The organism is Micromonospora sp. SCSIO 07396, from assembly GCF_053667945.1.
In genome coordinates, this window is record NZ_CM132210.1 from 16,053 (window position 1) to 28,824 (window position 12,772).

The following is a 12,772-nucleotide window of genomic DNA, read 5'->3' on the forward strand; positions in this document are numbered from 1 at the left end:
GAAGGCTCGAGCTCGGCCGGTTTCGGTCGGGCGCAGGTTCCGCCAGGCTCCGGCCGTCCGCGAGGGCGGCCGGAGAACCGGCAGACATAGGAGATAGACGTGATTCAGCAGGAGTCGCGACTGCGCGTCGCCGACAACACGGGTGCCCGGGAGATCCTGTGCATCCGGGTTCTCGGTGGCTCCGGTCGGCGCTACGCGAGCATCGGCGACGTCATCGTGGCCACCGTCAAGGACGCGATCCCGGGTGCCGGTGTCAAGAAGGGCGACGTGGTCAAGGCCGTCGTCGTCCGCACCGCCAAGGAGAAGCGGCGGCCGGATGGCTCGTACATCCGTTTCGACGAGAACGCCGCCGTCATCATCAAGGACGGCGGGGACCCGCGCGGCACCCGTATCTTCGGCCCGGTGGGCCGCGAGCTGCGGGACAAGCGGTTCATGAAGATCATTTCCCTCGCGCCGGAGGTGTTGTGACCGTGAAGGTCAAGAAGGGCGACACGGTCATCGTCATCGCCGGCAAGGACAAGGGCGCCAAGGGCAAGGTCATCGCGGCCTACCCGCGGCAGGACAAGGTCCTCGTCGAAGGCGTGAACCGGGTCAAGAAGCACACCCGTGTCAGCACCACCCAGCGCGGCGCCAAGACCGGTGGCATCGTCACCCAGGAGGCCCCGATCCACGTCTCGAACGTGCAGGTCCTGGACTCCGACGGGAACCCGACCCGGGTCGGTTACCGGTTCGACGACAACGGCCAGAAGGTCCGCATCGCGCGTAGCACCGGTAAGGACCTGTGATGACCACGGCTACCGAAACCAAGACCCTGCCGCGCCTCAAGGAGCGGTACCGCAACGAGATCGTGGCCAAGCTGCAGGAGCAGCACAACTTCGGCAACCCCATGCAGGTGCCGCGGCTGGTCAAGATCGTCGTCAACATGGGCGTGGGCGAGGCTGCCCGCGACGCCAAGCTGATCGACGGCGCCGTCCGCGACCTGGCCACGATCACCGGCCAGAAGCCGCAGGTGCGTCGGGCCACCAAGTCGATCGCGCAGTTCAAGCTGCGTGAGGGCATGCCGATCGGCGCGAAGGTGACCCTGCGCGGCGACCGGATGTGGGAGTTCCTCGACCGGTTGCTGTCGATCGCGCTGCCGCGTATCCGTGACTTCCGCGGCCTGGACGGACGCAAGCTCGACGGGCACGGCAACTACACGTTCGGCCTGACCGAGCAGTCGGTGTTCCACGAGATCGACCAGGACCGGATCGATCGCCAGCGGGGCATGGACATCACGGTGGTCACGACCGCCACGACCGACGACGAGGGCCGGGCGCTGCTCAAGCTCCTGGGCTTCCCGTTCAAGGAGAACTGAGATGGCCAAGAAGGCGCTGATCCTCAAGGCCGCCGCGAAGCCGAAGTTCTCGGTTCGCGCGTACACCCGCTGCCAGCGGTGCGGGCGTCCGAAGGCGGTCTACCGCAAGTTCGGCCTCTGCCGGGTGTGCATCCGGGAGATGGCCCACCGCGGTGAGCTGCCCGGCGTGTCCAAGGCTTCCTGGTAATAGCCCGGCGCGCTCCGCGCGTCAGCTGAACTGTCTCTTCGCCGTAGGCCCCGGGCCGTGCCCGGGGAACCCCGGCGAGAAAGGTTGACGAATTTCATGACGATGACCGACCCGATCGCAGACATGCTCACGCGTCTGCGGAACGCCAACCAGGCGTACCACGACCGGGTGACGATGCCCTACTCGAAGATCAAGGCGAACATCGCCGAGGTCCTCAAGGCCGAGGGTTACATCGCCACCTGGTTGGTCGAGGAGCCCGAGGAGGGCGCCGTCGGCAAGCGACTGGTCGTCGAGCTGAAGTACGGCCAGAACCGGGAGCGGAGCCTGGCCGGCATCAAGCGCGTGTCCAAGCCCGGCCTCCGGGTGTACGCCAAGTCGGACGGGCTCCCGCGGGTGCTCGGCGGGCTGGGCGTGGCGATCATTTCGACGTCCCAGGGGCTGCTCACCGACCGGCAGGCCCGCAAGCGGAGCGTTGGCGGGGAAGTCCTCGCCTTCGTCTGGTAACGGGAGACAGGTAGAAATGTCGCGTATTGGACGTAAGTCGATCCCGGTGCCTTCCGGCGTCGACATCACGATCGAGGGCCAGACCGTCAAGGTCAAGGGCCCCAAGGGCGAGCTGGCGCACACGCTCGCCGAGCCGATCTCCGCGGAGCGGGGCGAGGACGGCCAGCTGCACGTCAACCGGCCGAACGACGAGCGCAAGGCCAAGGAGCTGCACGGCCTGAGCCGTACCCTGGTCGCCAACATGATCGTCGGGGTGACCGAGGGCTACCGCAAGAGCCTGGAGATCGCCGGCACGGGTTACCGGGTCACCGCCAAGGGCAAGGACCTGGAGTTCGCGCTCGGGTTCTCGCACCCGGTCGTGGTGCAGGCACCGGACGGCATCACCTTCACGGTGGAGCGGCCGACGCTGTTCCACGTGGCCGGCATCGACAAGCAGCAGGTCGGTGAGGTCGCCGCCAACATCCGGAAGATCCGCCCGCCGGAGCCCTACAAGGGCAAGGGTGTCAAGTACCAGGGCGAGGTCATCCGCCGCAAGGCCGGAAAGGCAGGTAAGAAGTGAGCGCCACGCTGCTCAAGCGCCGCCGCGGCGTCGCCGCCAAGCGCGCCGTCGGCCGTGCGCGTCGGCACTTCCGCGTCCGCAAGAACGTCAGCGGCACGGCCGAGCGTCCGCGCCTGGTCGTCACCCGTTCGCTGCGCCACATGGTCGCCCAGATCGTCGACGACACCAAGGGTCACACCCTGGCGTCGGCGTCGACCCTGGACGCCTCGCTGCGCGGCACGGAGGGCGACAAGAGCGCCCTCGCCGGCAAGGTGGGCGCCCTGCTCGCCGAGCGGGCCAAGGCCGCCGGCGTCTCCAAGGTCGTCTTCGACCGCGGTGGCAACCGGTACGCGGGGCGGGTCGCCGCGCTTGCCGATGCCGCCCGCGAAGCCGGGCTCGAGTTCTAGAAACCCCGTCACGAGAGATAAGGAAGGCTGCTGATGCCAGGTCAACAGCGCCGTGGCGGCGGGTCCGGTGGCAACGAGGGTGGTCGCCGCGACAACCGCCGTGAGGGCGGCCGCGGAAACGCGCCCGTCGAGAAGACCCCGCACCTCGAGCGGGTCGTCGCGATCAACCGCGTCGCCAAGGTCGTGAAGGGTGGTCGTCGCTTCAGCTTCACCGCCCTGGTGATCGTGGGCGACGGCGACGGCACGGTCGGCGTGGGCTACGGAAAGGCCAAGGAGGTGCCCGCGGCGATCGCCAAGGGCGTCGAGGAGGCCAAGAAGCACTTCTTCAAGGTGCCGCGGATCGGCCAGTCGATCCCGCACCCGATCCAGGGTGAGGCCGCGGCCGGTGTGGTGCTGCTCAAGCCGGCGTCCGCCGGTACGGGCGTCATCGCCGGTGGCCCGGTGCGTGCCGTGCTGGAGTGCGCGGGCATCCACGACGTGCTCTCCAAGAGCCTCGGCTCGTCCAACCCGATCAACATCGTGCACGCCACGGTGGCGGCGCTGAAGGGGCTCGAATCCCCGGAGGCCGTCGCGGCCCGTCGTGGCCTGCCGGTCGAGGACGTCGCGCCGGCCGCCATGCTGGCGTCGCGGGCGGGGGTGGCGTCCTGATGGCACGCCTGAAGGTCACCCAGATCCGGTCCGAGATCGGGCGGAAGCAGAACCAGCGGCACTCGCTGCGTTCGCTCGGCCTGAAGCGGATCAATGACGTGGTGGTCAAGGAGGACCGTCCCGAGATTCGGGGCATGATCTTCACGGTCAGCCACCTCGTGAAGGTCGAGGAGGTCGAGTAATGACGATCAAGGTTCACCATCTCCGTCCGGCCCCGGGCGCCAAGACCGCGAAGACCCGCGTGGGTCGCGGTGAGGGCTCCAAGGGCAAGACCGCCGGTCGCGGCACCAAGGGCTCCAAGGCCCGCAAGAACATCTCGGCGGCGTTCGAGGGTGGGCAGATGCCCATCCACATGCGCCTGCCGAAGATGAAGGGCTTCAAGAACAAGTTCAAGGTCGTCTTCCAGGTGGTCAACCTGGACCGGCTGGCCGAACTGTTCCCCAACGGCGGCCAGGTCGGCCCGCTGGAGCTGGTCGAGGCCGGCGCGGTCCGCAAGGGCCACCCGGTCAAGATCCTCGGCACCGGCGACCTCGGTGGCGTGACCCTCCAGGTGTCGGCGCAGGCATTCAGCGCGTCGGCCAAGGAGAAGATCACCGCTGCCGGCGGCTCGGTCACCGAGCTGTAAGACAGGCAGACCATGGCGCCCGCTCAGTTCTTCGTGACTGGGCGGGCGCCCTGGTCTACCCGGAGCGTGTTCGCCGGGTAACATCGGATTCGGTTTATGTAGCCGGGCACACCTGCCCGGAGCGGGATCGGGCTGTTAGAGTCCCTTCCCAGCCATGGATATCGGGCACTCGCCCGGCACCCACCCCACCCGCCAGGGACCACCACCGGGCGGCCCGCGCGCAGGAGGAAGAAGTTGCTGTCCGCCTTTCTCAGTGCGTTCCGTACGCCTGACCTGCGCAAGAAGCTGCTGTTCACAGTAGGCATCATCGCGGTCTACCGGCTCGGCGCCACTCTGCCCAGCCCCGGCGTCTCGTACGGCAACGTGCAGAAGTGTCTCGACAGTCTGCAGGGCCAGAACACGGGCGTGCTCAACCTGCTCGACCTGTTCTCCGGCGGCGCGCTGTTGCAGCTCTCGGTCTTCGCGCTGGGCATCATGCCCTACATCACCGCGTCGATCATCCTGCAGCTGCTGACGGTGGTCATCCCCCGGCTGGAGCAGCTCCGCAAGGAGGGCCAGGCCGGCCAGGCGAAGATCACCCAGTACACCCGCTACCTGACCCTCGGCCTGGGCATCCTCCAGTCGTCGGCGTTCGTGGCGCTGGCCCGTTCCGGCCAGCTGTTCCAGAACCGCTGCGACCAGTTCCCGATCGTGCCCGAGGGCACCGGCATCCCGGACTGGCTGACCCTCGGCATCCTGGTCATGACGATGACCGCCGGCACCGGCATGGTGATGTGGCTCGGCGAGCTGATCACCGACCGGGGCGTCGGCAACGGCATGTCCGTCCTGATCTTCACCTCGATCGCGGCCCGGCTCCCCAGCGAGGGCTGGAAGATCAAGACCAACGAGGGCTGGGGCAAGTTCGCCCTGGTGCTCGCCCTGGTCCTGGTGGTCATCACCGCGGTCTGCTTCATCGAGCAGGCGCAGCGCCGGATCCCGGTGCAGTACGCCAAGCGGATGATCGGCCGGCGGATGTACGGCGGCACCTCCACCTACATCCCGCTGAAGGTGAACCAGGCCGGTGTCATCCCGGTCATCTTCGCCTCGTCGCTGCTCTACCTGCCGCAGCTGGCGCTCCAGTTCTTCGACCAGAACGACCCGGGCAAGACCCAGGCCTGGATCCAGAACAACATCGTGCAGGCCGACGCCCCGCTGCACATCGTGATCTACTTCCTGCTGATCATCTTCTTCACGTACTTCTACGTGTCGATCACGTTCAACCCGACCGAGGTCGCGGACAACATGAAGAAGTACGGCGGCTTCGTGCCGGGCATCCGCCCCGGCAAGCCGACCGCCGACTACCTCGACTTCATCCTCAGCCGGATCACCCTGCCGGGCGCGCTCTACCTGGGTATCGTGGCGGTCCTGCCGAACTTCTTCTTCATCTGGCTGAACAGCCAGCAGTTCCAGAACTTCCCGTTCGGCGGCACCGCTGTGCTCATCATGGTCGGCGTCGGTCTGGAGACCGTGAAGCAGATCGAGAGCCAACTCATGCAGCGGAACTACGAAGGGTTCCTGCGGTAGATGCGACTCGTTCTGGTTGGCCCGCCGGGCGCGGGCAAGGGCACACAGGCGGAGTTCATCGCCGCACACCTCTCGGTGCCGAAGATCTCGACCGGTGACATCTTCCGGGCCAACGTCTCCCAGGGGACGCCCCTGGGAGTCGAGGCGAAGCGGTACATGGACGCGGGCAAGCTGGTCCCGGACGAGGTGACCATCAACATGGTCCGGGACCGGCTTGCCGAGCCGGACGCCTCCGAGGGCTTCCTGCTCGACGGCTTCCCGCGCACCACGCCGCAGGCCGCCGCGTTGGACAAGCTCCTCGCCGACCTGGGCACCGCGTTGGATCTGGTGCTGGAGCTGGTCGTCGACGACGACGAGGTGATCCGGCGGCTCTCCGGCCGGCGTACCTGCCGGGGCTGCGGCAAGATCTGGCACGTCGAGTTCGACGCGACCACCAAGGACGGCATCTGCGACAGGTGCGGCGCCGAGCTGTTCCAACGCGACGACGACAAGCCGGAGACCATCGCCGCCCGGCTGCGGGAATACGCCGAGAAGACCGCGCCGCTCGTCGACTACTACGGCGCCCAGAACAAGCTGGTCGGGATCGACGCCACCGGCCCCGTGGAGGACGTCACCGTCCGCGCGATCGACGCGCTGCGCTCGTACGGCGGCTGACCTCCCGCCGGGGCCCGGCGGATAGAGTGCGAACAGCGGGGTACGCGACGTGCCCCGCTGTTTCGCTGTGCAAGGCAACGAAAGGTGACCGCTCCATGCGCCGTGCCCAGCTGGACATCCAGCTGAAGACCCCTGACCAGATCCAGAAGATGCGGGCCGCCGGCCTGGTGGTCGCCGAGGCCCTGCGCCGGATGAGCGCTGCGGTCGCCCCCGGGGTGAGTACGGCCGACCTCGACGCCATCGCCGAGGCGACCATCCGTGAGGCGGGCGCGATCCCGTCCTTCAAGGGCTACCACGGCTTCCCCGCCTCGATCTGCTCGTCGGTCAACGAGCAGGTGGTGCACGCGATCCCCGCCGCCGACCAGGTGCTCCGGGACGGCGACCTGATCTCCATCGACTGCGGTGCGGTGCTGGACGGCTGGCACGGCGACGCGGCGGTCACCGTCGGGGTCGGCGAGGTCGACCCGGCGCTGCTGAAGATGGCCTCGGTCGCCGAGGACGCCATGTGGGCCGGGATCGCCGCCGCCGCGCGGGGTGCCGCGAACGGCCGTGGCCGGCTCACCGACATCTCGCACGCCGTCGAGACCGCCGTCCGTAGGGGCGGCCGGTACGGCATCGTCGACGGTTACGGCGGCCACGGCATCGGCACCGAGATGCACCAGGACCCGCACGTGCTCAACCACGGGCGGCCCGGCAAGGGACCACGCCTGGTGCCGGGCATGGCGCTGGCGATCGAGCCGATGATCACCATGGGTTCCCCGCGTACCGTGGAGTTGTCCGACGGGTGGACCGTGGTCACCCGGGACCGGTCGATGGCGGTGCACGTCGAGCACTCGATGGCACTGCTGGAGGACGGGGTCTGGGTACTGACCGCGTTCGACGGCGGGCGGGCGCGGCTCGGCGACCTGGTGACCGCCCGGCAGCCGGCCGACTCCCCGGCCACCTGACCCCGTCGCCGCAGCTTCCCCTCCCCACGCGGTTCCCGTCGCCTACGGGTCGGGAGCGTGTCCGGACGGGGCGTGGGGGTGTGCCTGGGCCGGTGGTGCGGGTCATCGCGGCCCCTTTCCCGGCGGAGCCGGTGCCAGGCTAGACGAGTACGGGTCCTTTCGACCTGATGACGTTGACGATTCGAGCGTCGTCCCGGGGAAGGACGTGAATCCGACCGTTGCCCGGGAGACGTACGTGAATCGCTGACGTCATCAGGTCGAAAGGACCCGAGGACAGATGTGGTGGGGGAGGGATGCCACCGGTGAGAGCGGGGTGGCTCGTCGGATGGGAGCCGGGGTCGGCATGATCCTCGCCCGCCGCCCGCCGCCCGCCGCCCGCCGCCCGCCGCCCGCCGCCCGCCGCGGGACGGGTGGTCGGGTGGTCGGGCAGCCGGCGCGGCAGCCCGCCGGGACACCGGGGGCGGTTGCAGGTTCGGCGGCGGTGGCCCCGTGGTGTCATGCTTGCCGACATGGAGGGGCGAGCCGGCGAGCAGGGGCGGGACCGGATGCGGGCGGCGGACGCCGACCGGGAGGCGACGGCGGAACGACTCCGGGTCGCCCTGGAAGAGGGCCGGCTGGACCTGCACGAGTACGACGAGCGGCTGCAACAGACGTACGGGGCGAAAACGTACGCGGAGCTGGATACCGTACTGGTTGACCTGCCGAGGCCGGCGTCCGCGCAGCGCTCCGCGCTGACCCCGCGCGGCCCGCAGCCCCCGCCGGTGTCCGGACCCGGGGCGTCGGTGCCCGGCGGGGAGGTGCCGCCGGGGCCGCCGGTGACCGGGGAAACCGCGGTCGGGAAGTCGGCGCCGACGGGTGCCGCCGCCGGCCGGTGGCCGGTGGCGGTGTGGGGGCCCTGGCTGCGGGTGGCGGCCCTGCTCACCGCGATCTGGGCGATCTCCTCGGTCGGCAGCCGGGAACTGCTGTTCTACTGGCCGGTCTGGGCGCTCGGCCCGTGGGGTGTCCTGCTGCTCTTCCGCACCACCGGTGGCTTCGCCGGTGCCGCTCCCGCGCGGGACCGCCGGCGGGCGGCCCGCGCGACCCGGCGACGCAGGCGCCGGCCCGACCGCTGACGGCCGGGTGTTGCGCGGGGTGGTGCCCGGTTTCGTCCGGGTGGGTGACACCACGGGTGGCCGGTTTGGCGACCGCCAGTGGGCGGGCGTACACTTTCAGATCGGCGCACAGCGTCCACTCCGGCATGCCCGCCACGCGCTTCGGTGGGAGCCCGGAGCCGCGGCTGGCGCGGGTCCCCGATGACCGTCGGATGGCCCGTGTAAGACGTTGTGGGTCGTCCGGAACAACCGACGTCAGGACAGCGGAGTACATGCCGAAAAAAGACGGAGCCATCGAGATCGAGGGTCGGGTCATCGAGCCTCTGCCGAACGCCATGTTCCGGGTGGAACTCGCGAACGGCCACAAGGTGCTGGCTCACATCAGCGGCAAGATGCGGCAGCACTACATCCGCATCCTGCCGGAGGACCGGGTCGTCGTCGAACTCTCGCCGTACGACCTGACCCGCGGGCGCATCGTCTACCGCTACAAGTAAAGCCTGACGGCGGCCGGGAAGTCCCCGTGTCCGTCTTCGACGTCCGGAGTCGTGGTCACCGCGTCGCCGGGCCGGATGGGAAGTAAGGCAACCGTGAAGGTCAAGCCGAGCGTCAAGAGGATCTGCAACAAGTGCCGGGTTATCCGCCGGCACGGCCGGGTCATGGTGATCTGCACCGACCCGCGCCACAAGCAGCGCCAGGGCTGATCCGAGCCCGCTCTCCGCATGACGGAGGGCGGTGGACCGGTCCGGGTCGCGCAGATCCGACGACAACACGTCACCAGCTCGTCCCAGCCGCGGAACGTACGCACGCGTACCTTCTCGTGGCCAACCCCCGGTCGGAGGCCGGGGCCCGCTCGGGCAGCGGCCGTCCGGTCGCCGGCGCACGACGCGCCGGAACCGGAACAGGTCGGTAGCGGGGTGGGACGGGTCCACACCTCCGCCACACATCACGAGGAGTACGCCCGCACATGGCACGTCTAGTCGGCGTGGATCTCCCCCGCGAGAAGCGGATGGAGATCGCGCTCACCTACATCTTCGGGGTCGGTCGCACCCGCGCCCAGGAGACGCTCGCCGCTACCGGCATCTCGCCGGACAAGCGCGCTCGGGACCTCACGGACGAGGAGCTCGTTCAGCTCCGCGACCACATCGAGGCGAACTACAAGGTTGAAGGCGACCTGCGCCGCGAGGTCGCCGCCGACATCCGCCGCAAGGTCGAGATCGGCTGCTACGCCGGTATCCGGCACCGCCGGGGCCTGCCCGTGCGCGGTCAGCGGACCCGCACCAACGCGCGGACCCGCAAGGGCCCGAAGCGGACCGTGGCCGGCAAGAAGAAGCCCGGCAAGAAGTAATTCCCACGCCGGCGCCCAGGCCAAGAGCCAGCAGCCGATCGAGAACCCATACAGGAGCGCAGAAGACTTATGCCACCGAAGGCTCGTGCCGGAGCCGCAGTCAAGAAGGTCCGGCGCAAGGAACGCAAGAACGTCGCCCACGGGCAGGCGCACATCAAGAGCACGTTCAACAACACCATCGTGTCCATCACGGACCCGACCGGTGCGGTCATCTCCTGGGCCTCCGCCGGCCAGGTGGGCTTCAAGGGCTCCCGCAAGTCGACCCCGTTCGCCGCGCAGCTGGCCGCCGAGGCCGCCGCGCGCCGGGCGATGGAGCACGGCATGCGCAAGGTCGACGTGTTCGTCAAGGGTCCCGGCTCCGGCCGGGAGACCGCCATCCGTTCGTTGCAGGCCGTCGGGCTGGAGGTCGGCCAGATCGCCGACGTCACCCCGCAGCCGCACAACGGGTGCCGTCCGCCGAAGCGTCGCCGGGTCTGAGAGGTTAGAGAGAGATGGCTCGTTACACCGGTGCTGACTGCCGCCGTTGCCGGCGGGAGAAGATGAAGCTGTTCCTCAAGGGCAGCAAGTGCGATGGCCCGAAGTGCCCGTTCGAGTCCCGGCCGTTCCCGCCCGGGCAGCACGGCCGTGGCCGCACGAAGGAGACGGAGTACCTGCTCCAGCTCCGCGAGAAGCAGAAGGCCCGTCGTGTCTACGGCGTGCTGGAGAAGCAGTTCCGCGGGTACTACGAGGAGGCCGTGGCCAAGCAGGCCAAGACCGGTGAGGTCCTCCTGCAGATCCTCGAGTCGCGGCTCGACAACGTGGTCTACCGGGCCGGGTACGCGCACTCCCGGGACATGGCCCGCCAGCTTGTCAAGCACGGTCACTTCACCGTGAACGGCAAGAAGGTCGACATCCCGTCGTACCGCGTCAAGGAGCACGACATCATCGAGGTCCGGGGCAAGAGCAAGGAGCTCACCCCGTTCATCGTGGCGCAGGCCCAGGCCGGCTCGAAGACCGTTCCGGCGTGGCTGGAGGCGATCCCGAGCCAGATGAAGGTCCTGGTGCACTCGCTCCCGGCCCGCCAGGTGATCGACACCCAGGTCCAGGAGCAGCTGATCGTCGAGCTCTACTCCAAGTAAGGGCTCGTTGCGGTGGCCCGTCCTGCGGGGCGGGCCACCGGAACAGTTTGTGTCGTGGGCGTCATATAGCGGGCGTCCCGGAAGAGAAGAGAAGAAATGCTCATCAGCCAGCGACCGTCTCTCTCCGAAGAGTCGATCAACGAGACCCGCTCCCGGTTCACCATCGAGCCGCTGGAGCCCGGCTTCGGCTACACCCTGGGCAACTCGCTGCGGCGTACGCTGCTGTCGTCCATCCCGGGTGCCGCGGTCACCTCGATCAAGATCGACGGTGTGCTGCACGAGTTCACCACGATCCCCGGGGTCAAGGAGGACGTGGTCGAGCTCGTCATGAACATCAAGGAGCTCTGCGTCAGCTCCGAGCACGACGAGCCGGTCAGCATGTACCTGCGCAAGCAGGGGCCGGGCGACGTGACCGCCGGTGACATCCAGCCCCCGGCCGGTGTCTCGGTGCACAACCCCGACCTCAAGCTCGCCACCCTCAACGGCAAGGGCCGGCTCGACATGGAGCTGACCGTCGAGCGGGGTCGCGGCTACGTGACGGCGGCGCAGAACAAGCAGGCCGGTGCCGAGATCGGCCGGATCCCGGTCGACTCGATCTACTCGCCGGTGCTGAAGGTGACGTACCGCGTCGAGGCGACCCGTGTCGAGCAGCGGACCGACTTCGACCGGCTGATCATCGACGTCGAGACCAAGCCGTCGATGGGCCCGCGTACCGCGCTGGCCTCCGCCGGTTCGACGCTGGTGGAGCTGTTCGGGCTGGCCCGGGAGCTGGACGAGACCGCCGAGGGTATCGACATCGGGCCGTCCCCGCAGGACGCCCAGCTGGCGGCCGACCTCGCCCTGCCGATCGAGGAGCTGGACCTCACGGTCCGCTCCTACAACTGCCTCAAGCGCGAGGGCATCAACTCCGTTGGTGAGCTGATCGGGCGTACCGAGGCCGACCTCCTCGACATCCGCAACTTCGGTCAGAAGTCGATCGACGAGGTCAAGATGAAGCTCGCCGGGATGGGTCTGGGGCTGAAGGACTCGGCCCCGAACTTCGACCCGGCACACGTCGTGGACGCCTTCGGCGAGGCCGACTACGACACCGACGACTATCGCGAGACCGAGCAGCTCTAGTCCGCGCTGCCGCCACACCTGAGGAGCACCAAGCATGCCCACGCCCACCAAGGGCCCCCGCCTCGGCGGCAGCCCCGCGCACGAGCGGCTGATGCTGGCCAACCTGGCCACCGCGCTGTTCCAGCACGGCAAGATCCAGACCACCGAGACGAAGGCCCGGCGGCTGCGTCCGCTGGCCGAGCAGCTCATCACCAAGGCCAAGCGGGGCGACCTCGCCTCCCGCCGTCGGGTGCTGGGCGTCGTCAAGGACAAGGACGTGGTCTACTCCCTGTTCGACCAGATCGCGCCCCGGTACGCCAACCGCAACGGTGGCTACACCCGGATCGTGAAGACCGGCCCGCGCAAGGGTGACGCCGCTCCGATGGCGATCATCGAGCTGGTGGAGGAGCTTCAGGTCGCCGAGCCGAAGGCGAACAGGAAGACCGCCGCCCGCAAGGCCGCCCAGCAGGACAAGGTCGAGGCGCTCGCCCCGGCCGAGGAGACCCCGGCGGCCCCGGCCGACCAGGACTCCGAGGCGCCAGTCTCGGCGTCCGGTGACACCGCCGCCGCCCGCGAGGACAGCGACGAGGCTACCGAGACCGAGGCCACCGAGAAGAAGGCCTGAGCAACGGCAGCACCGTCGGGCCCGGCACCCCTTCCTGGGGTGCCGGGCCCGACGTCGTGAAGGGAAGG

21 protein-coding genes are annotated in these 12,772 nt (G+C 69.0%); all 21 read left to right on the forward strand.

Annotated features, from left to right (window positions below; all coding sequences use genetic code 11):
• Positions 1–99 precede the first annotated feature (99 nt).
• Complete coding sequence (gene rplN / locus ACWCHM_RS00095; RefSeq protein WP_007073026.1) at positions 100–468, forward strand: 50S ribosomal protein L14; 369 nt, start codon at positions 100–102, stop codon at positions 466–468.
• Positions 465–785 (forward strand): 50S ribosomal protein L24, encoded by a 321-nt coding sequence (gene rplX, locus ACWCHM_RS00100; protein WP_194821781.1) that lies wholly within the window; start codon positions 465–467, stop codon positions 783–785. Before rplN ends, rplX begins: the two co-directional genes overlap by 4 nt.
• Entirely contained in the window at positions 785–1,354 is a 570-nt protein-coding gene (gene rplE / locus ACWCHM_RS00105; RefSeq protein WP_204957695.1) for a 50S ribosomal protein L5, read from the forward strand. The genes rplX and rplE overlap by 1 nt, the downstream gene beginning before the upstream one ends.
• A gap of 1 nt (position 1,355) precedes the next feature.
• Complete coding sequence (locus ACWCHM_RS00110; RefSeq protein ID WP_007073023.1) at positions 1,356–1,541, forward strand: type Z 30S ribosomal protein S14; 186 nt, start codon at positions 1,356–1,358, stop codon at positions 1,539–1,541.
• A gap of 96 nt (positions 1,542–1,637) precedes the next feature.
• Positions 1,638–2,045 (forward strand): 30S ribosomal protein S8, encoded by a 408-nt coding sequence (gene rpsH / locus ACWCHM_RS00115; RefSeq protein ID WP_067301438.1) that lies wholly within the window; start codon positions 1,638–1,640, stop codon positions 2,043–2,045.
• Positions 2,046–2,061: 16 nt separating this feature from the next.
• Positions 2,062–2,604 (forward strand): 50S ribosomal protein L6, encoded by a 543-nt coding sequence (gene rplF, locus ACWCHM_RS00120; protein ID WP_204957696.1) that lies wholly within the window; start codon positions 2,062–2,064, stop codon positions 2,602–2,604.
• Entirely contained in the window at positions 2,601–2,990 is a 390-nt protein-coding gene (gene rplR / locus ACWCHM_RS00125) for a 50S ribosomal protein L18 (protein WP_110563093.1), read from the forward strand. The genes rplF and rplR overlap by 4 nt, the downstream gene beginning before the upstream one ends.
• A 33-nt stretch (positions 2,991–3,023) precedes the next feature.
• Complete coding sequence (rpsE, locus tag ACWCHM_RS00130; protein ID WP_088646996.1) at positions 3,024–3,638, forward strand: 30S ribosomal protein S5; 615 nt, start codon at positions 3,024–3,026, stop codon at positions 3,636–3,638.
• Complete coding sequence (rpmD, locus tag ACWCHM_RS00135) at positions 3,638–3,820, forward strand: 50S ribosomal protein L30 (protein WP_088646995.1); 183 nt, start codon at positions 3,638–3,640, stop codon at positions 3,818–3,820. The genes rpsE and rpmD overlap by 1 nt, the downstream gene beginning before the upstream one ends.
• Positions 3,820–4,263, forward strand: coding sequence for a 50S ribosomal protein L15 (gene rplO / locus ACWCHM_RS00140; RefSeq protein ID WP_088646994.1), 444 nt, complete (start codon positions 3,820–3,822; stop codon positions 4,261–4,263). The genes rpmD and rplO overlap by 1 nt, the downstream gene beginning before the upstream one ends.
• Before the next feature lie 234 nt (positions 4,264–4,497).
• The gene (gene secY / locus ACWCHM_RS00145; protein ID WP_145921749.1) at positions 4,498–5,826 is read left to right on the forward strand and encodes a preprotein translocase subunit SecY; all 1,329 of its coding nucleotides are present in this window, start codon (positions 4,498–4,500) and stop codon (positions 5,824–5,826) included.
• Entirely contained in the window at positions 5,827–6,480 is a 654-nt protein-coding gene (locus tag ACWCHM_RS00150; RefSeq protein WP_204957697.1) for an adenylate kinase, read from the forward strand.
• 95 nt (positions 6,481–6,575) lie between these two features.
• Entirely contained in the window at positions 6,576–7,427 is an 852-nt protein-coding gene (gene map / locus ACWCHM_RS00155; protein ID WP_204957698.1) for a type I methionyl aminopeptidase, read from the forward strand.
• Between the two features lie 509 nt (positions 7,428–7,936).
• Positions 7,937–8,539, forward strand: coding sequence for a DUF1707 SHOCT-like domain-containing protein (locus tag ACWCHM_RS00160; protein WP_281902747.1), 603 nt, complete (start codon positions 7,937–7,939; stop codon positions 8,537–8,539).
• 251 nt (positions 8,540–8,790) lie between these two features.
• Positions 8,791–9,012, forward strand: a complete 222-nt coding sequence (gene infA / locus ACWCHM_RS00165) for a translation initiation factor IF-1 (protein ID WP_007073013.1) — start codon at positions 8,791–8,793, stop codon at positions 9,010–9,012.
• Between the two features lie 93 nt (positions 9,013–9,105).
• Positions 9,106–9,219, forward strand: coding sequence for a 50S ribosomal protein L36 (gene rpmJ / locus ACWCHM_RS00170; RefSeq protein WP_012184307.1), 114 nt, complete (start codon positions 9,106–9,108; stop codon positions 9,217–9,219).
• A 263-nt stretch (positions 9,220–9,482) separates the two neighbouring features.
• A complete protein-coding gene (gene rpsM, locus ACWCHM_RS00175; protein ID WP_088646990.1) occupies positions 9,483–9,863 on the forward strand; it encodes a 30S ribosomal protein S13 in 381 nt (126 codons plus the stop codon).
• 69 nt (positions 9,864–9,932) lie between these two features.
• Positions 9,933–10,340: a 30S ribosomal protein S11 gene (gene rpsK / locus ACWCHM_RS00180; protein ID WP_030329919.1), complete on the forward strand. Its 408-nt coding sequence runs from the start codon at positions 9,933–9,935 to the stop codon at positions 10,338–10,340.
• 14 nt (positions 10,341–10,354) lie between these two features.
• Entirely contained in the window at positions 10,355–10,981 is a 627-nt protein-coding gene (rpsD, locus tag ACWCHM_RS00185; RefSeq protein WP_067301470.1) for a 30S ribosomal protein S4, read from the forward strand.
• A 96-nt stretch (positions 10,982–11,077) separates the two neighbouring features.
• Positions 11,078–12,100 (forward strand): DNA-directed RNA polymerase subunit alpha, encoded by a 1,023-nt coding sequence (locus tag ACWCHM_RS00190; protein WP_007073009.1) that lies wholly within the window; start codon positions 11,078–11,080, stop codon positions 12,098–12,100.
• A 34-nt stretch (positions 12,101–12,134) separates the two neighbouring features.
• Entirely contained in the window at positions 12,135–12,704 is a 570-nt protein-coding gene (rplQ, locus tag ACWCHM_RS00195; protein ID WP_204957699.1) for a 50S ribosomal protein L17, read from the forward strand.
• Positions 12,705–12,772: the final 68 nt, after the last annotated feature.